Here is a 21,883-nt window from a genome sequence, read left to right on the forward strand (position 1 = left end):
CGGGCCGGGGCCGAACGCCGACGGGCAGCTCTCACTCCCCGCGCAGGAGACGGCGGATCGTCTCGAGGCGCTCCCCGATCGTGCGCTCCATGCCGTTGCCCGTCGGCGTGTAGTACTCCTTGCCGCGCAGCGCTTCGGGCAGGTGCTCCTGTGGTGCCACGCTGTGCGGGAAGTTGTGGGCGTACTTGTAGCCCTTGCCGTGGCCGAGCTGCTTCGCCCCCGGATAGTGGGCGTCCCTGAGATGCGCGGGGACCTCCCCGACGAGGCCGCTCCTGACATCGGCGATCGCCGCGTCGAGGGCCTTGTAGCTCGCGTTCGACTTCGGGGCCATCGCGAGATAGGTGACCGCCTCGGCGAGGGGGATCCGCCCTTCCGGCATGCCGATGTTCTGCACGGCTGTCGAGGCGGCCACGGCGATCGGCAGGGCCTGCGGGTCGGCCATGCCGATGTCCTCGGCCGCGGAGATGACGATCCGACGGGCGATGAAGCGCGGGTCCTCCCCGGCGACGATCATCCGCGCGAGATAGTGCAGCGCGGCGTCGACGTCGGAACCGCGGATCGACTTGATGAACGCGGAGACGACGTCGTAGTGCTGGTCGCCGTTCTTGTCATAGCGCACCACCGCTTCGCTGCTCGCCTCGGAGGCGGCCTCGACGGTGATGCGGATCGGGCTTCCTTCGCCGTCGGCCGACTCGTCGTCGACAACGTCACCGCCACGGCTCTCAGTGCTGACCGCCTTGGCAGCCTCGTCATCCGCACTCTCAGCGTCGTCGGTGACGTCGTCGCCCAAGCCGTCGCCGCGCTCCCCCGCCTGCGCCGCAGCGATGCCGGCGGCGGCCTCGAGGATCGTCAGTGACCGGCGGGCGTCGGCCCCGGCGATGCGGACGATGAAGTCCTTCGCCTCGGCATCGAGCTCGAACTCTCCCGCCAGACCCCGCTCGCTGACCATCGCGCGATCGAGCAGGGTCGAAATATCGTCATCGCCGAGCGGACGCAGCGTGAGCATGAGGGACCGTGAGAGCAGCGGGGAGATGACGGAGAACGACGGGTTCTCCGTCGTCGCCGCGACGAGGACGACGAGGCGGTTCTCCACGGCCGGCAGCAGAGCATCCTGCTGGGCCTTCGAGAACCGGTGGATCTCATCGAGGAAGAGCACGGTCGTGCGCCCGTACATCTCGCGTTCGCGCCGGGCGTTCTCGATCACCTGTCGGACGTCCTTGACTCCGGCGGTGATCGCCGAGAGTTCGACGAAGGTGCGTCCCGGCGCATGGGAGATGACGTGTGCGAGGGTCGTCTTCCCGACCCCGGGCGGACCCCAGAGGATCACCGAGGAGGCCCCCGCCCGGTCTCCCCCGCTCGCCTCGACGAGCTGGTGGAGCGGAGAGCCGGCGAACGTCAGATGCTCCTGGCCGACCACCTCGTCGATGGTGCGCGGACGCATCCGCACGGCCAGGGGGTCGAGTGCCCTGCCTGCGGGCGCACTCGGACCCGGGCCGGGGATCTCCCGGTCCGGGTCGGAGAAGAGGTCGGGACCCTGCGTCACCGCGGCCACCGCCTCACGCCGGCACCGACGTCATCGCGACATCAGTCGTCGGTCTCGGCGTCCGGGTCGAAGTCGACTCCCGCCTCGGCGCGCTGGGCTTCGGTGATCGGGGCCGGAGCCTGGGTGAGCGGATCGTAGCCGCCGCCGGACTTCGGGAACGCGATGACCTCGCGGATCGAGTCGACTCCGGCGAGCAGGGAGACGATGCGGTCCCAGCCGAAGGCGATGCCGCCGTGCGGGGGCGCACCGAACTTGAACGCCTCGAGGAGGAAGCCGAACTTCTCCTCGGCCTCGTCCTCGCCGATGCCCATGATCTCGAACACGCGCTCCTGGACGGCGCGCTGGTGGATGCGGATCGAGCCGCCGCCGATCTCGTTGCCGTTGCACACGATGTCGTAGGCGTAGGCGAGAGCGGCACCCGGGTCGGTCTCGAGGGTCTCGAGGTACTCGGGCTTCGGGGCGGTGAAGGCATGGTGGACGGCCGTCCACTGTCCTTCGCCCACGGCGACGTCGCCGGCGGCCTGCGCATCGGCGGCGGATTCGAAGAGCGGAGCGTCGACGACCCAGACGAAGGCCCAGTCGCCGTCCTTGATCAGGCCCACGCGCTCGGCGATCTCCCGGCGTGCGGCACCGAGGAGTGCGCGGGAGCTGTTCGCGTCTCCGGCGGCGAAGAAGATCGCGTCGCCCGGGTTCGCGCCGGCCGCCTCGACGAGACCGGCCTTCTCCGTCTCGGAGATGTTCTTGGCCACCGGGCCGGTGAGGGTGCCGTCCTCGGCGACGAGGACGTAGGCGAGCCCCTTGGCTCCGCGCTGCTTCGCCCAGTCCTGCCACGCATCGAGCTGGCGCCTCGGCAGCGATCCGCCGCCGGGGTAGACGACCGAGCCGACGTAGTCGGACTGGAAGACGCGGAACGGGGTTTCGGAGAAGAACTCCGTGAGGTTGGTGAGTTCGAGGCCGAAGCGCAGGTCGGGCTTGTCCGAACCAAAGCGCTCCATCGCCTCGTGATAGGTGATGTGCGGGATCGGCGTCTCGATGTCGTAGCCGATGAGCTTCCACAGGGCGACGAGGATCTCCTCGGCGAGGGCGATGATGTCGGCCTGCTCGACGAACGAGGCCTCGATGTCGAGCTGAGTGAACTCGGGCTGACGGTCGGCGCGGAAGTCCTCGTCGCGGTAGCAGCGGGCGATCTGGTAGTAGCGCTCCATGCCGGCGACCTGGAGGAGCTGCTTGAACAGCTGCGGCGACTGCGGCAGCGCGTACCACGACCCCGGCTGCAGGCGTGCGGGGACGAGGAAGTCGCGGGCGCCCTCGGGGGTCGACTTCGTCAGCGTCGGCGTCTCGATCTCGACGAAGCCGTGCTCGTCGAGGACCGTGCGGGCGGCCCGGTTGACCGCCGAGCGCAGACGCATCGCATGCGCGGGACCCGAACGGCGCAGGTCGAGGTACCGGTAGCGCAGACGGGTCTCCTCGCCGACGGTGCCGGAGTCCTCCGCATGGTCGGAGACCTGGAGGGGAAGGGGGGCCGCCTCGGCGAGGATCTCCACGCTCGTGTCGACGATCTCGATCTCACCGGTGGGCAGGTTGGGGTTCTGGTTGCCTTCGGGGCGCTCGGAGACCGTGCCGGTGACCTTGACGACGGTCTCATTGCGCAGTGCGTGGGCATCGTCCTCGCGGACGACGACCTGGACGATTCCCGAAGCATCCCGCAGATCGATGAAGGCGACACCTCCGTGATCGCGGCGACGATCGACCCACCCGGCGAGGGTGACGGTCTCTCCTGCGTTTGCGGCACGCAGGCTTCCGGATTCGTGGCTTCGCAGCACAGAGGGCTCCTTTACGATGGTCATGCGGGGAGTGCGTCAACCATGATAGTCGCTCGCACGGACATTCCCGCACGCACCGGCGGGCAGCGAGAGGACGCATGGACGGACACGAATCGGACCCGGCCCCCACCTCGGCGCAGGTCGAGGTCGCGGCGGAGACGTTCCGCATGCTCTCCCAGGCCACCCGACTGCGCGTCGTGTGGACCCTGGTCCACCAGGAGCTCGATGTCTCCTCCCTCGCCGAGGCGATCGGTGCGACCGTGCCCGCCGTGAGCCAGCATCTCGCCAAGCTCCGTCTCGCCGGGCTCATCTCCTCCCGCCGGGACGGGCGGAGGATCTTCTACACCGTCGACGACCCGCACGTCGTCTCGATGGTGCGGGAGATGTTCGACCACATCGCCCCCGACGGGTCGCTCGCCCCCGACCCGGAGTGAGGCGGCAGCCCTGAGTGAGGCAGCAGCCCTGAGTGAGGCAGCGACCCCGAGCCGTCAGCCCTGCGTCACCTGCGGCCAGCGGTCCTCGGCGCTCGGCTCCCATGTCTGCGGGTCCGCGGGCGTCTGCTCGCCGGTGCGGATGTCCTTGACCTCGTGACCGGACTCACCGTCGGTGAACCACACGAAGGGGATCCCCCGGCGCTCGGCGTAGCGGATCTGGCGGCCGAACTTCGCCGCACTCGGTGAGACCTCGCACGGGATGTCGCGGGCGCGCAGGGCGGTGGCGACCGCGTCGGCCTCGGCCCGGCGCTCCTCGTCGGTGACGGCGACGACGACGGCCGACGGGGTTCCGCGGGAGGCGGTGATGCCGGAGTCCTCGCCGAGGACGAACGCCATGAGGCGCGAGACGCCGATCGACATGCCCACACCCGGGTAGGTCTTCTTCCCCACCGTGGCCAGCGAGTCGTAGCGTCCGCCTGAGGCGACGGAGCCGAGCTCCTCGTGTCCGACGAGCTGCGTCTCGTAGACCGCGCCCGTGTAGTAGTCGAGTCCGCGGGCGATCTTCAGCTGCGCGACGAGGACGCCGGGCGCCCGTTCGGCGGCGGCGGTGAGCATCCTCGTCAGGGACTCGAGGCCCTCGTCGAGGAGGGGGTGCTCGACGCCGAGGGCGCGCACCTCATCGGCGAAGTCGGGCGAATCCGATTCGATTGCGGCCAGGGCGAGGCACAGCTGCTGCTGGCGCTCATCGGCTCCCGCCTCGGCGGCGAGGAGCTTCGCGACCTCCTCGGGCCCGATCTTGTCGTACTTGTCCAGGCACCGGAGCACTGCGGGGATGTCGGTGAGTCCGATGCCGCGGGCGAAGCCCTCGAGGAGGCGGCGGTCGTTGACGACGATGCGCACCGGGGGCACCCCGAGCGGGGCGAGGCGGGCGAACGCGTCGGCGATGATGAGCGGGATCTCGACCTCGACGTGGCCGGGCAGCTCGGCGTCGGCGATGACGTCGACGTCGGCCTGGATGAACTCGCGGTAGCGCCCGGCCTGCGGCCGCTCACCGCGCCACACCGGCTGGATCCGCGCGGCCCGGAACGGGAAGCTCAGCTCGTTCGCGTTCTCGGTGACGAAACGGGCCAGCGGCACGGTGAGGTCGAAGTGGAGGCCGAGCGGATTGCGCTCGGTGCCCTCGGAGTGGAGGCGCGAGACCGCGAAGATCTCCTTGTCGATCTCCCCATCCTTGGCGAGCTGGCTGATCGGTTCGACGGCACGGTGGTGGAGGGCGGAGAAGCCGTGGAGGGCGAAGGTGTGCTCGAGGATGTCGATGATGCGCTTCTCGATGACGCGCTCCGCCGGAAGCCGTTCCGGGAATCCGGACAGACGGGCTGACTTCGCCATGGTTCTCCTTGCTCGTGTGGATGCTGCCCTGGCAGGCAGTGCCGGTGCCTCGCCGAGGCGGCGCCTCGGGCGGCTGTGGATCGGATCAGAGGAACGGGTTCGTCCGGAGTTCGTGACCCACTCGCGAACCCGGACCGTGTCCAGGATAGATGGGAACGTCGGGCAGGTCCGCAAAGGCCCGCAGTGTGCTGCCCATCGCCTCGGCGTCGCCGCCGGGCAGGTCGATGCGCCCGATGGCTCCGGCGAAGACGACGTCGCCGGTGAAGACGACCTCCTCACCGTCGGCGCTCACCCGCAGCAGGGTCGACCCTTCGGTGTGACCGGGGGCAGAGACCGCGGTGACGGTGAGTCCGGCGACGGTGACGGCGGTGCCGTCGGTGAGGTCGACCATCTCGGCGGGGGCCTGCCAATCGGTGAGCAGCGGAGCGATCATCTGTGCGAACGCCGGCCCCAGGGTCTCCCCCGGTGCGGCCATCCGGTAGTGGTCATCGGCGCCGAGGTGGACGGGAACGTCCCAGCGCTCGAGCATTCCCGGCAGCCCGAGGATGTGGTCGGGGTGGCCGTGGGTGAGGAAGATCGCCTCCGGGGTCAGTCCCTCCTCGGCGAGGACCTCGGCGAGGCCGGGAGCGGCGTCGAAGCCGGCATCGACGAGGATGCAGTCGCTGTGCCCCTCGGCGCGCACGGCGTAGCAGTTGACGTCGAGGAATTCGGCACGGGTGGTCAAGACATCCATGGGCAGAGTCTATCCAGACGGTGGCGGATGGTTATGCTGGTGTCACGCAATGATCGAGTGATCGGCGAGACCGCCGGTTCGACCGATGAGGAAACAGGTGAGAGACATGTCGACCCCGACCCCCAAGCCGACTCCCCGCCCGTCGTCGCTGCCCCGCCCGCAGGCGGCTCAGCCGGTGACCGGGACCACCGTCGACCACGACGCCGAGGTGGCGCGCGCGGTCACGCACGGTCGCGCGGACGAGCAGGGGACGGTGTTCGTCATCACCGCCGACGGTGAGCGTGAGGTCGGCCAGTACCCCGACGCGACCGGTGAGGAAGCCGTCGAGTACTTCGCGAAGAAGTACGTCGAGCTCGTCGAGCACGCCGCTCACCTGCGCAACCGACTCTCCGCCGGAGCGCCCGGACGCGAGGTGACGACGGCGGCGACGGCGCTGCGGGACTCGCTCGCCGACGCGAACGTCGTCGGCGACCTCAAGGGTCTCGCCGCGACCCTCGACACGCTCCTCTCCGATGCCAAGGCGACGGAGTCGAAGCAGGCGGCCCGCGCCGAGGCGGCCAAGCTCGAGGCCGCGCAGAAGCGCGAGGAGATCGTCGTCGAGGCCGAGACCCTGGCCGGCAAGGATCCCGAGAAGATCCAGTGGAAGGTCTCCGGTGCCCGTCTGCGGGAGCTCTTCGCCCAGTGGAAGGACATGCAGCGCAGCGGACCGCGCCTGCCGCGGTCGGTCGATCAGGAGCTGTGGGGCCGATTCTCGCAGGCCCGGAACACCTTCGAGCGCAAGCGCAAGGACTTCTTCGCCGAGCTCGACAAGCACAACTCCGAGGGCAAGCGGATCAAGGAGAAGATCGTCGCCGAGGCGGAGTCGCTGTCCGGGTCGACCGACTTCCGCACCGTGTCCCAGAAGTACAAGGACCTGATGACCCAGTGGAAGCGCGCCCCGCGCGCCTCGCGCAAGGACGACGATGCCCTCTGGGCGCGCTTCCGTGCCGCCCAGGACGTCTTCTTCGCCGCCAGGGATGCGGAGAACGCCGCACTCGACGAGGAGTACAAGGGCAACCTCGAGGTCAAGGAAGCGCTGCTGAAGAAGGCGCAGGCGCTGCTGCCGATCACGGATCCGGTGGCAGCGAAGCGTGAGCTCCGGGTCATCCAGGACGAGTGGGAGGAGGCCGGGAAGGTGCCCCGCGCCGATGTCCCCCTGATGGAGAACGGTCTGCGCGAGGTCGAGCGGGCGCTCGCCGACGCCGAGGACGCGGCGTGGAAGCGGAGCAACCCCGAGACCAAGGCCCGCACCTCGGGGGCGCTGAGCCAGCTCGACGAGTCGATCGCCGAGCTCGAGGCGGCGCTCGAGACCGCGAAGGCCTCGGGCGACGAGAAGTCCGTCGCTGATGCGCAGGCCGCTCTCGACGCCCGGCGTGCGTGGCGCGATCAGCTCGCTCAGACGGCGGCCGAACTCGACTGACGCTCAGCAGCTCGACTAGCTCAGACCAGCTCACAGTCAGGGCCGGACGGTGAACCGTCCGGCCCTGATTCTTCTCTGTCCACAGGCGCGGACCCGAACCAGTGGTTGTCCACAGGCCGACGATTCGGTCTTGCCCTCCCAGGGTGAGACGACGATAGTGGCCTCATGGAGGACATCTTCCGACTCCGCGACTACGGCTACGAGCAGCTCACGGAGCTCACCCTCGACGGTCTGCTCGTCCCGCTGACGGAGACGACGTGGGTGCGATCAGGTGCGGTGCTCGGACCAGAGGATCGAATGAGTGCGCTGGCGGCGCAGATCCCAGCGCGGCTCGTCGTCTCGCACTCGACTGCCTGGTGGGTCCATGTCGGTCTCGGTCGGGCGCCGAGCCCGCTGACCTTCACGACGCATCCGCGCAGGCGGGTGCTCGACCAGGACGGAGCCGTCGTCCACGAACTCAACCTCGGCCGCGGCGACTGGGAGACGATCGCCGGTCTGCCGGTGACGACGCCGATGCGCACGCTCTACGATCTGCTCCTGCCGCACGTCCGCCGTCCGGAGGCGGGTTCGGCCAGGGCGGTGGCCGAGATCATCGACGAGGTGCCGCCGGCGATGCGCACGCGTTTTCGGCTCTACCTCGACGGGGTCTCCCGGCGGCCGTACGCCGCGCAGATGCGGGAGGTCGTCGATCGGCGCGGACACACGTCGACCCCCTGGCCGCGCGCTCCTCAGCCGCCGGAGATCCGGTAGACGTCGAAGACGCCTTCGACCTTCCGAACGGCGGAGAGCACCGTGTCGAGGTGGCTTGCGTCGCTCATCTCGAAGACGAACTTCGACTGAGCGACGCGGGCCTTCGAGGTCGCCACGGAGGCGGAGAGGATGTTGACGTGGGTGTCGGTGAGCACCTTCGTGATGTCCGAGAGCAGTCCCGAGCGGTCGAGGGCTTCGACCTGGATCTGGACGAGGTAGACGCCGCTCGTCTTCTCCCCCCAGGAGACCTCGACCATGCGCTCGGGTTCGCGTTCGAGGGAGACGACATTGGGACAGTCGACCCGGTGGACGGAGACTCCCGAGCCGCGGGTGACGAAGCCGACGATCTCGTCCCCGGGCACCGGGGTGCAGCAGCGGGCGAGTTTGACGAGGACGTCGTCGACGCCCTTGACGACGACGCCGCCCGAGGATGAATGATGACCCGAGGACTGGCCGGTGCGATTGCGCGGTGCCGGAGGCAGGACCGCGGCCTCCTCGTCGTCGCCGACCTCCTTCGCGAGCAGGTCGACGACGTGGGCGGCCGAAGTCACCCCGTTGCCGATCGCCGCGTACAGCGCGGTGACGTCGGGCAGGCGCAGCTCGGTCGAGACGACCTGAAGCGCCTCCTGGCTCATCAGGGCGTTCGCGGACAGGGAATGGCGGCGCATCGCCCGGGCGAGCTGCTCGCGGCCGTTCTCGATCGCCTCTTCGCGGCGCTCCTTGGAGAACCACTGGCGGATCTTCGACCGGGCGCGCGGGCTCTTGACGAAGCCGAGCCAGTCGCGGCTGGGACCGGCGTTCTCGTCCTTGGAGGTGAAGACCTCGACGGAGTCGCCGTTCTTGAGCTCGGTGTCGAGGGCGACGAGGCGGCCGTTGACCCGGGCTCCCATCGTCTTGTGCCCGACCTCGGTGTGCACGGCGTAGGCGAAGTCGACCGGCGTCGCCCCGGCGGGCAGGCTCATGACGTCGCCCTTGGGCGTGAAGACGTAGACCTCCTTCGAGTTGACCTCGTAGCGGAGGCTGTCGAGGAACTCGTCGGGGTCGCTGACCTCACGCTGCCAGTCGAGGAGCTGCCGCAGCCACGCGGCGTCGTCGACGCCGCCGTCGTCGGAGACCTTGACGGAGCGGGCGGTGTTCGAGGTGATCGCCTTCGACGGGTTGCCGCGGTCCTTGTACTTCCAGTGCGCGGCGACGCCGAACTCGGCTCTGCGGTCCATCTCGTGGGTGCGGATCTGGATCTCGACGGGTTTGCCGTTCGGGCCGATGACCGTCGTGTGCAGGCTCTGGTACATGTTGTACTTCGGCATTGCGATGTAGTCCTTGAACCTGCCGGGAACCGGGTTCCAGCGGGCGTGGACGATGCCGAGGGTGGCGTAGCATTCGCGGACGGTCTCGACGAGGACGCGGACTCCGACGAGGTCGTAGATGTCGGCGAACTCGTGACCGCGCACGACCATCTTCTGGTAGATCGAGTAGTAGTGCTTCGGGCGGCCGGTGATGGCCGCCTCGATGCCGGATTCGGCGAGCTCGGACTGGAGTTCGGACGAGACGGTCGCAAGGTACTTCTCGCGCTCGGGGGCCCGGTCGGCGACGAGGCGGACGACCTCGTCGTAGACCTTGGGGTGGAGAACCTGGAACGAGAGGTCTTCGAGCTCCCATTTGATCGTGTTCATGCCCAGCCGGTGCGCCAGCGGGGCGTAGATCTCGAGGGTCTCGCGGGCCTTCTTCGTACTCGAGGCGGCGGGGACGAACTTCCACGTGCGGGCATTGTGGAGGCGGTCGGCGAGTTTGATGACGAGGACGCGGATGTCCTTGGCCATCGCGACGATCATCTTCCGCACGGTCTCCGACTGGGCGGCCTGACCGTAGGTGAGCTTGTCGAGCTTCGTCACCCCGTCGACCATCGCGGCGACCTCGGGGCCGAAGGACTCGGTGAGCTGCTCGAGCGAGTAGTCGGTGTCCTCGACGGTGTCGTGGAGCAGAGCCGCCGCCAGGGTGACGGGGAGCATGCCGATCTCGGCGAGGATCGTCGCCACCGCCACCGGGTGGGTGATGTAGGGGTCCCCGGACTTCCGGGTCTGACCGCGGTGGGCCTCCTCGGCGACCGTGTAGGCACGGACGACGAGGTCGATGTCGGCCTTCGGATGGCTCGCCTGCAGGGCACGGATCATCGGTCCGAGCACCCTGGGGTAGTCGGCGTTGTTCTGTGCCCTGGCCGCCCACCAGGCCAGACGGGAGATGCCGCGCGGACGGCGCGATTCAGCTGATGATGCCATCACATCCCCCTCTCAGCGTCTCAGACCTCGGCGTGGATCACCGGTGGAACGTCCTCGGATCCATTCCGTAAACGCAATTCTCGCACGGCTTCTTCCTGTTCCTTCACCGCGGGTTCGTTCGCTCGCAGAAGCGCGTAGAGGGGGCTGGCGACGAAGAGGGTCGAGGCCGCGGCGACGATCGTGCCGATGAACAGCGACAGGGAGATGTCGACGAGGGTGCCGGCGCCGAGGAGGAACACGCCGATGAAGAGGATCGAGGCGATCGGGAGGACCGAGACGACCGAGGTGTTGATCGAACGCACCGTCGTCTGGTTGACGCCGAGGTTGACGAGCTCGGAGAACTTGAGGTTCCGTTTGTCCTGGAATCTCGTCGTGTTCTCTCTGATCTTGTCGAAGACGACGACCGTGTCGTAGAGCGAGAAGCTCAGGACGGTGAGGAAGCCGATGATCGCCTCGGGTGTGACCTCGAAGCCGGTGACCGAGTAGATGCCCATGGTGATGATCATGACGACGAAGAGGCCGATGATCGCTGCCAGGGACATCTTCCAGGTGCGGAAGTAGAGGGCCATGACGATCATCGCGATGGCGACGAAGATGACGAGGGCTCTGATCATCTTCGACGTCACGTCAGCGCCCCATTGGGGACCGACGAAGGTCGAGGTGACGTCCTCGGCATTGACCGAGTAGCCGGAGGCCAGGGCGTCGCGGACCTCCTGCATCTGGGGGTCGGTGAGCTGGTTCGTCTCGATCCTCACCCCGGTGTCCCCGGTGGGGGTGAGCCGGGGTTCGGAGTCGGGGACGACATCGGTGACGATCGATTCGCCTTTGGCCGCCGAGGTGTCGGTGACGTTGTCGACCTGGAACTGCGACCCGCCGCGGAAGGCGATGCCGAAGTTGAAGCCGGCGACGAGCGGGACGAGGAGGGAGAGGAGGACGAGGACGCCGGCGATGCCGAGCCACAGCTTCGCCTTCCCGACGAACGGGATCGACGACTCGCCGTTGTGGAGGCGGTTGCCCCACGCGAAGAACCGTTTCACTTCTCGTCTCCCGTCTCGTCGTCGGACTGCTGCGCCGCGCGCCTGGCGGCCGCCTTGCGTTCGGCGATGGTGCCGCCGCCCGCACTCGGCTCCGTCCGTGAGCGTCGCCGCTTGCCGGAGCGCGCGCTCGAGGTCTTCTCCTCGGCGGTCGTGCTCGACTCCGCAGTCACTTCTGTGTCTGCCGCCTCAGTCTCCTCGGCGGCTTCGCTCGACGTCGTGCGGGTGGCGGTCTTCGTCGTGCCGTGCTCCTCGGCGGTCACCTCGGCACTGGTCGCGGAATCGGAACCGCCCGAGTTCGCAGCGGACTCGCTCTTCGCCTTCGCGCGCCGGCCGGCGATCGTGTCGCTGTCGATGCCGGCTTTGCGGGCGCGCGCCTTCTCCCGGCGCTTGGCTTCGGGAGACTTCTCCGACTCGGGGAGGTCGATGTTGAGCGCTCCGCGGTAGGCGGCGCGTTTGACGCCGAGCAGACGCGGGTCCATGCCCGACATCGGGTGTCCCTGGCCGAAGAACTTCGTTCTCGCGAGCACTTCGAGCATCGGATGGGTGAAGAGGAAGACGACGATGATGTCGACGATCACGGTGAGTCCGAGGGTGAACGCGAATCCGCGCACCGAGCCCACGGCGAGGATGTAGAGGATCACCGCGGCGAGCATGTTCACCGACTTCGACGCCCAGATGGTGCGCTTGGCGCGGTCCCAGCCGACTTCGACAGCCGAGAGGAGGTTGCGGCCGCTGCGCAGCTCGTCCCGCACGCGTTCGAAGTAGACGATGAAGGAGTCCGCTGCCATGCCGATGCCGATGATGATACCGGCGACACCGGCCAGGGAGAGGCGGTAGCCGTATCTCCAGGAGGCGATGAGCAGCAGCAGATAGGTGAGCACACCGACGACGACGAGGCTTGCGACCGTGACGAGGCCGAGCACGCGATACTGCAGGAGCGAGTACACGACGACGAGGATGAGGCCGACGAGGCCGGTGAGCAGGCCGATGTTGAGGTAGTTCGCGCCGAGGGTCGGCGAGATCTGCTCTTCGCTCTGCACCTGGAAGCTGATCGGCAGGGAGCCGTTCTTGAGCTGGTTGGCGAGCGTCTGCGCCTCGTCGAGAGTGAAGTTGCCGGAGATCTCTGCACGGCCGTCGGAGATGACGGCGTTCGAAGTCGGGGCGGAGAGGACGAGGCCGTCGAGGGCGATGGCGAACTGGTTGTACGGCTGCTGCAGGCCCGTGATCGCCGAGGTGATCTGCTTGAAGATCTCACGGCCGGTGTCGTCGAACTCGAGGTTGACGGCGGGCTGGTTGGTCTGGACGCCGTTGGCGCCGGCCGCATAGCCGAAACTCGCGTCCTTGAGGTGGTCGCCGGAGAGTTCGACGGGTCCGAGCACATACTTCGCCGAACCGTCCTGGGCACATGCGACTACGGGTTCGTCGGCGGGCTGCTGCTCACCACCGGTCCGGTTCTTCGGGTCCGTGCAGTCGAGTTCCGTGTAGCGCTTGACGATGGCCTCGGTCTGCCATTCCGAGGCGTCCTTCTCCGGGTCGAAGAGGGGACGCGGTGTGGAGTCGGTGACCTTCGTATCCTCGCCCTGACCTTCGCCGGCCGGGGTCTCGCCACCTGCGGGAGTCTCTCCGCCGGCCGGGGTCTCCTCGCCGGAGCCCGAGGCGTCCTTGCCGGCAGGGCCGGGAACGCTGCCGCCGGCGTTCGGGTCGGTCTCAGTTCCGTTGCCGGTCTCAGTGCCGCTTACGGTGTCGGCTCCGGCGCCGGTTCCGGTGCCGGAGTTGACGACGGCTCCGCCGCCGGCCGGCGATTCCTGATTGCCGCCGGTGAGCTCCTCGAGGCGCTTCCGCTCTTCGTCGGAGAGTCCGTCGTCGCTGTTGCCGCCGCCGTTCTCGCTGCCCTGCTGCTCCTCATTGATCTGCTCCTGGGAGCGGGGGTCGCCGACGAGGGCGACCCGCCGGAACACGAGTTGCGCCGAGGAGCGGACGAGGTTGCGGGTCTCCTCATCAGGATTGCCGGGCAGGTTGACGACGATGTTCCTGTCGCCCTGGGTGGTGATCTCCGCTTCGGAGACGCCGGTCGAGTCGACTCGCTGGCGGATGATGGCGACCGCCTGATCGAGCTGCTCCTTGCTGATGGTCGTGTCCTCGGAGACCTGGGGCTCCAGGATGATCGAGGTGCCGCCTTCGAGGTCGAGGGCGAGCTTCGGTGTGGTCGTCGCGTCGGACCAGATCACTCCCCCGGCGAGGACGCCGCCGAGGACGAGGGTGACGATCGCCAACCACAGGAACCGCAGACCTGGTCGCGGCTTTTCTTCGATATCGGACACGATTCAGCTTTCGATCGGGTGCGGGTGTCAGTTCTTCTTGTCGTCGGAGTCCGGCGTGCTTCCGGGCTTCTTCGACGAGTCCCCTGCGGCCGAGTCGTCTTCGAGGCCATCGACGGCCTTCTTGTCGGTGGTGCCGCCGGTCGTGTCGGCATCGATCGTGTCAGCGGTGTCGGTCTTCCGCGCATCCTCGGCCCGACGGGCCTCAGCGGTGTTCGCATCGGCGTCGGCCTTGGCGATCGCGTCGATGTCGTCGGCCTGCGCGGTCGTCGCCGCGTCGGCGTCCCCATTGCCCTCGGCGCGCTTGCGCTCGTTCATCGCGTCGAGTTCGGCGTCGGTGATCGCCGGGGTCTCAGCGGCGTCGTCAGTGGTGCCGTCGGCGATGGGCGCGACGTCGGTCTCGGGGTTCTCGATCTGGCCGATCGCCTGGCGGTGGACCTTGAGGATGGTGCCGGGGCCCGATTCGATGGTGACCTGGTTATCCTCGTCGTTGATCGAGAGCACGGTGCCGAAGACGCCGAAGGTCGTCATCACCTTCGCCCCGGGAACCAGACCGGCCTTGATCTGCTCCGCTCGCGCCTTCTGCTTACGCCGAGAGTTGAACAGGAAGAAAATCAGCAGCGCGGCAAGCGCGAGAGGGATGAGCAAATCCACAGGTATCAACCTTCCATAAGAACGGACCAGTGCACTAGCTTAGTTCGAACTGCGCACTCAAGGCGAACCGGTGGCCCCGGTTCAGAACTCATAGTTTGCTGGGACGTGGAGGCCCAAGTGCCTCCATGCCGCCGAGGTGGCGACGCGTCCGCGCGGAGTGCGGCTGATGAGTCCCTCCCGCACGAGGTAGGGCTCGGAGACCGTCTCGACCGTGTCGGCCTCCTCGCCGACGGAGACCGAGAGAGTGCCGAGGCCGACAGGGCCCCCGCCGAAGCGCCGGCAGAGCACGTCGAGCACGGACCGGTCGAGGCGGTCGAGGCCGAGTTCGTCGACTTCGTACACGGTGAGCGCATTGAGGGCCGCCGCCTCGTCGATGACGCCGGAGCCGCGGACCTGCGCCCAGTCGCGGACGCGCCGGAGCAGGCGGTTGGCGATGCGCGGGGTGCCGCGCGAACGGGTGGAGATCTCCTCGAGACCACGCACCTGAGCATCGATGCCGAGCATGCGGGCCGAGCGTTTGAGCACGGTGAGCAGGTCTGCGCTCGAGTAGAAGTCGAGGTGGCCGGTGAAGCCGAACCGGTCGCGCAGGGGTGCGGGGAGGAGGCCCGAGCGCGTGGTCGCCCCGACGAGGGTGAAGGGCGGAAGGTCGAGCGGGATCGCCGTGGCACCGGGCCCCTTGCCGACGATGACGTCGACGCGGAAGTCCTCCATCGCGACGTAGAGCATCTCCTCGGCGGCCCTGGCCATGCGATGGATCTCGTCGATGAAGAGGACTTCGCCCTCTTCGAGGGAGGAGAGGATGGCGGCGAGGTCGCCGGCGTGCTGGACTGCCGGGCCCGAGGTCACCCGCAGGCTCGCCTGCATCTCATGGGCGATGATCATCGCCAGCGTCGTCTTGCCGAGTCCGGGCGGTCCGGAGAGCAGGACGTGGTCGGGAGTCCTGCTGCGCGCCTTGGCGGCGTCGAGGACGAGGGAGAGCTGTTCGCGGACCTGGGGCTGTCCGATGAAGTCCTGGAGTCCCTTGGGACGGAGCGCGGCTTCGGCGTCGCGCTCGGCCGCTTCGGCGGTGCCGGAGACGAGGCGGTCCTGCTCGGCCCCGGTGAGTCGCTGGTCGCCGAAGTCCATTTCGTAGGAGTCGGGTTCGCGCGACAGAGATTCTCGTCCGGTCATTTCCTCGCACCCAGGACTTTGAGGGAGGCCTTGAGGAGTGTCGAGGTGCCGGCGTCAGGACCGAGCTCGCTGACGACGTCCTGCACCGCCTCGGCGGCCTGGGGTTCCTTCCACCCGAGGCCGACGAGGGCGTCGACGACCTGCTGGTTGACTCCCCCGAAGGACAGCGCGGGCGCGGAGGCCGTCGCGGCGAATTTCGGCAGCTTGTTCTCGAGTTCGAGGATGATGCGCGAGGCGCCCTTCTTCCCGATGCCCGGCACGCGGGTGAGCGCGGTCGCGTCCTGTCCGGAGATGGCGGCGGCAAGCTCGTCGGGGCCCATGACCGAGAGGATGGCCATAGCCAAGCGCGGACCGATGCCGGAGATGGTGAGGAGGACTTCGAAGGTGTGGTTCTCGTCCTCGGTGCCGAACCCGAAGAGGGTCATCGAATCCTCGCGGACGACGAGTGTGGTGACGAGCTCGATTTCGGCGCCATGGCGAGTCCCCGCGAGGGTGTCCGGTGTCACGTGCACTTTGCGTCCGACTCCATAGGTGAGGACGACGAGGTGGTCAGCTGCGATGCGATGAACCGTACCGCTGAGGAAACTGATCACGGACAGCCTTTCGGGTGGGAACACTTGTACGAATCCAGGTTAACAGGAACCCTTAACCCAACGTATCCGACATGCCCGGGCGGAGTCCGCCGTTCACCCACCGCCACCGAAGCCACCAGCGTCGCTTTCGGGTTCACTCCCGGGCGCTGGCCCACTGCTCCCTGGAGGCTCACCGTCATGTGGAGGCCCACTCGTCCCCGGAGGTTCGTCAAAGAGGGTTTCGGCGGCCTCGCGGGCGATGAAGCGGGCGTGGAGGATCGGTCTGCGTTCGACATCGATCGAGGCGGGCGGAATCCACGCGGGTCTGCCGTCAAAGAGCATGTAGGCATACCAGTCCGATTTGTCGATGAGGTGGTGATGCATTCCGCATGCCAAGGTGAGGTTGTTGAGTTCGGTCTTCCCGCCCATCGCCCAGGGGACGATATGGTGCGCATCGCACCACCCCGGAGGTGTCTCGCACCCGGGGAACGTGCATCCCTGGTCGCGTGAGGCGAGGATGGCGAGCTGCTTCGCCGTCGCATGCCGATTCTCGGTGGCCAGAGACAGGGATTTCGCCTTGTCGCTCATGAGGTGAAAGAACACCGAGCCGTTGAGTCCCTCGTCGACAGCGAGGTCGATGGGAAACTCCGCTTCGGCTCCGGTGGCCGCTCGGCCCTTCTTCTCCGCAAGGTGCTCGGCCGTCGCGTTGACGACGAGTGCGAACGGTGCGCCCTTGCCCACTCGGTCCATCTCGATCCGGGAGATCATGGTGGCGAACCGTTCGTAGATGAGGTTCTTCACCGATCCCTGAGCGTCAGAGGTGTCGACGAAGGCTCCGTCTTCTCGCACGCCCCAACCCCGGCTGATGCCGCAGTCGGTCGCGCCCGGAGTCAGGTCGGTGGGGACACGCGCATCCGAGACGTCGCCGGAGAGGACGCTGGAGAACAGGTCGACGATCTCCTGGTCGCCGGCACTGTGCGGCTGCCCGGTGATCGGGTCGAGATCGCCGGCACGACCAGCCGGACTGCCGCCGACAAGGCCCTCAGAGCCCGCGCGAACGACCTCAGCGCCGCTGGTGCCGTCAGCGCCTGTACCGTCAGCGCCGCTGGTGCCGTCAGCGCCTGTACCGTCAGCGCCGCTGGTGCCGTCAGCGCCCGCGCCGACAGCGCCGGCACCTGCCGCTCCGCTGCCTGCGTCGCCGCTCTCGACAGTTCCGTCTCCAACACTGCCGGTGGTCGCAGGGTCGTCGGCTTTGATCCGCGAGGTCAGCCAGCCCTGGAGGATGCCGCCCGAGATCGGGTCGAGCAGTCCGGACAGATCCCAGTCGCCGTCTCGTCGCTGGCGAACATTCACCCGATACTTCGAGCGATCATGCGAGTCCGGGGGCTCCTCACCGTCAGGGTCGAGACGATCAAGCATCTCGGTGAAGATCCGCTTGAGGTCGGACACCCGCACGCTCGGTGCGCGCGAGACAAGCTTCTCCTCGACCCTGCTGCGCACATCGGAGGAGATCCAGAACGGTACGGCGTCCATGCATTCGCCGATGACCGCTGCCTGACTCGAGGAGAGCCGGCCGGATCGCAGGCCCTCGGCCACGACAGGGTACTTGGGCGGTCGTGACTGGCCGGTGACATCGACTCGGTTCCCGAGGTTCTTGGCCAGTTCCGTGCGCCGGTGAGCTTCTCTGCCACTGAGCTTGAGCTTGTCCTGCACAAGTGACTTGGTGGTCTTCGCGCCGTAGTCCTTGGGAGTGCCGGTGCGTTCGAACACCGAGAGGGTGACGGCCGAGAGCAGGTCGACGATGCGACTGAGTGCTTCGAGGCCCTGCATCACGGTGACAGCCTCGTCGGGTCCCATCGGACGTTGGAAGGTCTGCAGCTGTGTGGCGAGCTCGGTGAGAGCAGTGAGGCTCCCCGTGACCTCCGGCACCGACGACTGCATGTCGGCCCACTGCTCGCTGCTGAGCATCGGGTGCGGGGAGTCGGGAATCGAGGTGTCACGGTGCTCGTCGACGGCAGTCTGGAACGGGTTCGCGATATCGGACACGCACGGCCGATCCACTGCATCCGAGCCCACATCGGTCAGCTTGTCTTCTCCGCTCCGACCGGTCCCTCCCCCTGCGATGCCATCGTCTCGAACGCCGTCGTCCGAGCGATGGGATCCATCCGAGCGCAGGGACCGTTTCGCAGCCGCGCGCTTCGAGGACTGTTTCCCCGCATCGGACCGCGCATCATCAGACCGCACTTCGCGCGACTGACTCCCAGCAGCCCCGCAATCGTCGGAAACGACTCGGCCCTCGTCTGTCTGCGGACGGGGTTCATCGAGCTTGCCGAAATCCTGGGGTGCGACCGGAGCGATCTCACCGAAGCGATCGGCGAGTTCGTGTCCGCCGAGATCCATACCGGCGTCTCTGAGCTGATCGAACAGCGACTGCGGCTGGCTTCCGCCCGCTCGTCCACCCGCGCCGCCGACCGACGATTCGTCTCGGGTCCACGGGAGCGGCTGTCCGGCCGCGCGCCCTCCCTTTCCGTCGGAGCCTCTGCTCCGACGGCTCGGCGTGCGATCCGGTGTCAGCGTCATAATCTCAGTGATTCGTCCATCAACATCTTCGTTGTGCGGTTGGTCACATTCTACGCGCGTTCATTTCGCCATGTCTACAGTTTCGTTCGATTTTTTCAGAGTTTTTTCTATGTGTTTCGCCGTCGTTCTAATCGGTGTAGATTCACGTCTCTGACCAGCGCACACGTTCCGCAACCAACAAGATGCACGCACGCAGAGAACCGAACGTCGATGCTCCGAACACAGAGGCGCGCGAGATAGAACGACTTCCGAGCACGAGGGAAACAGCCTGCAGGGAGCGACGCAACACGGCACTGATCCGCCCAAGGAACCGCCGTCGAAGGGCGGGGGAACACACCCCCAAAAATGCGGGGAAACAGGACGTTGAAGCGCGAATAGGCATCGCCCGCCGTCCATTCGCCCTGACACAGCGTCGGCATTCGGCGTCATCCGAACAGTACGCCCGGAACCCTCACTTCGCGTCGCGCAGGGCTCTCGCCCACTGCTCCTGGGCCTTCGTCAGCCCGCTCCCCTGCCGGCCGCCGCCCTTGCGCTCGGTGAGGTCCTTGTTCGCACCCGGAGTCGACTGCGCGCTCAGCGCCCCTCTCCATGAGTGGCAGATGGCGATCGCCAGTGCGTCGGCGGCATCCGCGGGCTTGGGCGGAGCGTCGAGGCCGAGGATGCGGGTGACCATGTTCGTCACCTGTTTCTTGTCGGCTCGGCCGGAGCCGGTGATCGAGGCCTTGACCTCGGACGGGGTGTGCATCGCCACGGGGATCCCGCGGCGCGCGGCGAGCCCCATCGTCAGCCCCGAGACCTGGGCGGTGCCCATGATCGTCGAGACGTCATTGCGCGCGAACACCCGCTCGATGGCCACCACATCGGGACGGTGCACATCGAGCCAGGTGTCGAACGCCTCGGCGAGGCTCCCCAGCCTCAGGTCCACGGAATCCGCGGACGGGGTGCGGACGACGTCGACGGCGACCATGGCGACCCGACGGGCCGACAGGGTGTCGATGACGCCGAGCCCGCACCGCGTGAGGCCGGGGTCCACGCCGAGGATGCGCATCAGGCGTCGAGTTCTGCGAGGACCTCGTCGCTGACGTCGGCGTTCGAGTAGACGTTCTGGACCTCATCGCTGTCCTCGAGGGCATCGATGAGCTTGAACACCTTGGCTGCGGTCGCAGCGTCGAGGCTGACCTTGAGTCCGGGCACGAACGACGCCTCGGCGGAGTCGTAGTCGATGCCCGCGTCGACGAGCGCGGTGCGCACGGCCACGAGGTCGGTCGCCTCGGAGATGACCTCGAAGGTCTCGCCCTCGTCGTTGACCTCTTCGGCCCCGGCTTCAAGGGTCGCTTCGACGATGGCGTCCTCGTCGGTGCCCTCGGCCGGGACGACGATGACGCCCTTGCGGTTGAAGTTGTACGACACCGAGCCGGGGTCGGCCATCGATCCGCCGTTGCGGGTCACGGCGACCCGGACTTCGGAGGCCGCACGGTTGCGGTTGTCGGTGAGGCACTCGATGAGCAGCGCCACGCCGCCGGCCGCGTAGCCTTCGTACATGATCGTCTCGTAGTTGACCGCTTCGCCGTCGAGGCCGCCGCCGCGCTTGACCGCGCGGTTGATGTTGTCGGCCGGGACGGAGTTCTTCTTCGCCTTCTGGATCGCGTCGAAGAGGGTCGGGTTGCCATCGGGATCAGGTCCACCGTTGCGTGCGGCAACCTCGATGTTCTTGATCAGCTTGGCAAAGAGCTTGCCGCGCTTGGCATCGATGGCAGCTTTCTTGTGCTTAGTCGTTGCCCATTTGGAATGACCTGACACTGGTGTTCCTTCCTATAGATACAGCCCTACGATTCTATACGCTCGCGCCCCTCCGCCCGAAAGCGCGCCGAAGGACGGAATGAGGAGCACCCCGCCGAGGCTGTTCGTCGGTCCCAGCCTTCCCCCGCCGAGGCTGTTCGTCGTCCCAGCCGACCCCGCCGGTTCTCCCCTGCGACGGTGAGCCGATCCCGGCGGAACCGCCGATCGAGCTGAGCCGGCTGCCGAGGCGTCTGCCGGCCGACCGCCCGCAGACAATCAGTCGATGACGAGCGGGACGTCGGGGACGGCTCCCCGGGAGGCGAGCTCCATGAGGCTGAGCAGGTTCCTCGGGTAGATCGTCTCCGTCGTCTCGAGCAGCTCTTCGCGGCTCCACCAGCGGAACTCGAGGAGACTGCGCTTCTCGATGTCCGTCCACACGGCGTCTTCGAGCTCGATGTCCTCGGTCGTCCGATAGGCGAAGTAGGTCTCGAGCTGCCGCAGCTCCTTCTCCGTGAAGTGGAAGACCTCGTCGCGGATGGCGAGCGGACCGATGAGGTCGCCGGGCTCGCATTCGATGCCTGTCTCCTCGGCGAGCTCCCGCGCCGCCGTCTGCGCCGGGGTCTCGCCCATCTCCGAACCGCCGCCGCACGTCATCCACCACTGGTGGGACGGAGTGAGCAGGTCCTGGGCCCTGATGAGGAGAACCTCGTCGCGCTCATTGAGCAGTACGACCCGCGAAGCTTTACGAGGTTTCATGGTTCTCCAGGAGTTGACGGCGGACAGACGAAATTCTTTGCAGGATAGTGATGCAGCAGGCGATCATCAAGACGCCCAGGGCGACCGTCAGAACGATATCGGGTAGTCCCATTCCGACCAAGCCGGTGACGACGAGTGTGACCAACAACCGATCGGCGCGCTCGGCGATCCCACCCGCGGCGTGGACGCCGAGTCCCTCCGCGCGCGCCCGGACGTAGGAGACGAGCGAACCGGTGACGAGACAGCCGAGGGCGAGCAGCGCGGTGAGCGGGTCGGAGGCGCCGAGGAAGAACCACAGGGCGAGCCCGATGAAGACCGCGGAATCAGCGATCCGGTCGAGCGTCGAGTCGAGGAAGGCCCCCCAGAGGCTGTTGCGCCCGGTCTCCCGGGCCATGATCCCGTCGAGCATGTCGCAGAAGACGAAGACCGTGATGACGATCGTCCCCCAGAGCAGCTGCCCGAGCGGGTAGAACACCAGGGCACCCGCGCACACCCCGATCGTCCCGATGTACGTCACGGCATCGGGTGTCAGTCCCAGGCGCAGGAGGAGCCTCGCCAGGGGACGGAAGAGTCGGGTGAATGCCGCGCGGGCAATGGTGTTGAGCATCGG

18 protein-coding genes are annotated in these 21,883 nt (G+C 67.6%); 3 read left to right on the forward strand and 15 right to left on the reverse strand.

The window, feature by feature from the left end:
- Positions 1-31: 31 nt before the first annotated feature.
- Both AC0VYB_RS10695 and aspS read right to left on the reverse strand, forming a co-directional pair.
- Positions 32-1,543: a replication-associated recombination protein A gene (locus AC0VYB_RS10695; RefSeq protein ID WP_180960575.1), complete on the reverse strand. Its 1,512-nt coding sequence runs from the start codon at positions 1,541-1,543 to the stop codon at positions 32-34.
- Between the two features lie 41 nt (positions 1,544-1,584).
- Positions 1,585-3,366, reverse strand: a complete 1,782-nt coding sequence (gene aspS / locus AC0VYB_RS10700; protein WP_259787326.1) for an aspartate--tRNA ligase — start codon at positions 3,364-3,366, stop codon at positions 1,585-1,587.
- A 98-nt stretch (positions 3,367-3,464) separates the two neighbouring features.
- On the opposite strand from aspS, the gene AC0VYB_RS10705 reads away from it, so the two are divergent.
- Positions 3,465-3,800, forward strand: coding sequence for an ArsR/SmtB family transcription factor (locus AC0VYB_RS10705; RefSeq protein ID WP_009377139.1), 336 nt, complete (start codon positions 3,465-3,467; stop codon positions 3,798-3,800).
- A gap of 54 nt (positions 3,801-3,854) precedes the next feature.
- Here the strand turns inward: AC0VYB_RS10705 and hisS are convergent, their stop codons facing one another.
- Positions 3,855-5,189, reverse strand: a complete 1,335-nt coding sequence (gene hisS / locus AC0VYB_RS10710; protein WP_259862817.1) for a histidine--tRNA ligase — start codon at positions 5,187-5,189, stop codon at positions 3,855-3,857.
- A gap of 85 nt (positions 5,190-5,274) precedes the next feature.
- Entirely contained in the window at positions 5,275-5,922 is a 648-nt protein-coding gene (locus AC0VYB_RS10715) for an MBL fold metallo-hydrolase (RefSeq protein ID WP_259862819.1), read from the reverse strand.
- A 106-nt stretch (positions 5,923-6,028) separates the two neighbouring features.
- On the opposite strand from AC0VYB_RS10715, the gene AC0VYB_RS10720 reads away from it, so the two are divergent.
- On the forward strand, positions 6,029-7,381 hold the full coding sequence (locus AC0VYB_RS10720) for a DUF349 domain-containing protein (RefSeq protein WP_259862821.1): 1,353 nt from the start codon (positions 6,029-6,031) through the stop codon (positions 7,379-7,381).
- Between the two features lie 165 nt (positions 7,382-7,546).
- Positions 7,547-8,131 (forward strand): hypothetical protein, encoded by a 585-nt coding sequence (locus AC0VYB_RS10725; RefSeq protein WP_259862823.1) that lies wholly within the window; start codon positions 7,547-7,549, stop codon positions 8,129-8,131.
- Here AC0VYB_RS10725 and AC0VYB_RS10730 read toward each other — a convergent pair.
- The 11 genes from AC0VYB_RS10730 to pgsA all read right to left on the reverse strand — a co-directional run bounded on the left by AC0VYB_RS10730 (position 8,110) and on the right by pgsA (position 21,880).
- On the reverse strand, positions 8,110-10,407 hold the full coding sequence (locus AC0VYB_RS10730; RefSeq protein ID WP_095375515.1) for a RelA/SpoT family protein: 2,298 nt from the start codon (positions 10,405-10,407) through the stop codon (positions 8,110-8,112). The two genes, AC0VYB_RS10725 and AC0VYB_RS10730, sit on opposite strands and share 22 nt — an antisense overlap.
- Positions 10,408-10,427: 20 nt before the next feature.
- Positions 10,428-11,444, reverse strand: a complete 1,017-nt coding sequence (gene secF / locus AC0VYB_RS10735) for a protein translocase subunit SecF (protein WP_009377133.1) — start codon at positions 11,442-11,444, stop codon at positions 10,428-10,430.
- Positions 11,441-13,765, reverse strand: coding sequence for a protein translocase subunit SecD (gene secD / locus AC0VYB_RS10740; RefSeq protein ID WP_259787323.1), 2,325 nt, complete (start codon positions 13,763-13,765; stop codon positions 11,441-11,443). Before secD ends, secF begins: the two co-directional genes overlap by 4 nt.
- Positions 13,766-13,792: 27 nt before the next feature.
- Positions 13,793-14,416 carry a preprotein translocase subunit YajC gene (yajC, locus tag AC0VYB_RS10745; RefSeq protein ID WP_238614621.1) on the reverse strand — a complete coding sequence of 208 codons (624 nt, stop codon included), beginning with the start codon at positions 14,414-14,416 and terminating at the stop codon, positions 13,793-13,795.
- Between the two features lie 81 nt (positions 14,417-14,497).
- On the reverse strand, positions 14,498-15,541 hold the full coding sequence (gene ruvB, locus AC0VYB_RS10750) for a Holliday junction branch migration DNA helicase RuvB (RefSeq protein WP_101623730.1): 1,044 nt from the start codon (positions 15,539-15,541) through the stop codon (positions 14,498-14,500).
- 41 nt (positions 15,542-15,582) lie between these two features.
- Positions 15,583-16,179, reverse strand: coding sequence for a Holliday junction branch migration protein RuvA (gene ruvA, locus AC0VYB_RS10755; protein WP_119296215.1), 597 nt, complete (start codon positions 16,177-16,179; stop codon positions 15,583-15,585).
- 93 nt (positions 16,180-16,272) lie between these two features.
- Positions 16,273-18,204 carry an HNH endonuclease signature motif containing protein gene (locus AC0VYB_RS10760; RefSeq protein WP_186372557.1) on the reverse strand — a complete coding sequence of 644 codons (1,932 nt, stop codon included), beginning with the start codon at positions 18,202-18,204 and terminating at the stop codon, positions 16,273-16,275.
- Positions 18,205-19,189: 985 nt separating this feature from the next.
- Positions 19,190-19,786, reverse strand: coding sequence for a crossover junction endodeoxyribonuclease RuvC (gene ruvC / locus AC0VYB_RS10765; RefSeq protein ID WP_009377127.1), 597 nt, complete (start codon positions 19,784-19,786; stop codon positions 19,190-19,192).
- Positions 19,786-20,538 (reverse strand): YebC/PmpR family DNA-binding transcriptional regulator, encoded by a 753-nt coding sequence (locus AC0VYB_RS10770; RefSeq protein ID WP_095375512.1) that lies wholly within the window; start codon positions 20,536-20,538, stop codon positions 19,786-19,788. Before AC0VYB_RS10770 ends, ruvC begins: the two co-directional genes overlap by 1 nt.
- 255 nt (positions 20,539-20,793) lie before the next feature.
- Positions 20,794-21,273: an NUDIX hydrolase gene (locus AC0VYB_RS10775; protein WP_040341488.1), complete on the reverse strand. Its 480-nt coding sequence runs from the start codon at positions 21,271-21,273 to the stop codon at positions 20,794-20,796.
- Positions 21,260-21,880, reverse strand: coding sequence for a phosphatidylinositol phosphate synthase (gene pgsA, locus AC0VYB_RS10780; RefSeq protein ID WP_009377124.1), 621 nt, complete (start codon positions 21,878-21,880; stop codon positions 21,260-21,262). The genes AC0VYB_RS10775 and pgsA overlap by 14 nt, the downstream gene beginning before the upstream one ends.
- Positions 21,881-21,883: the final 3 nt, after the last annotated feature.

Source organism: Brevibacterium sp. Z349TD_9 (genome assembly GCF_056173565.1).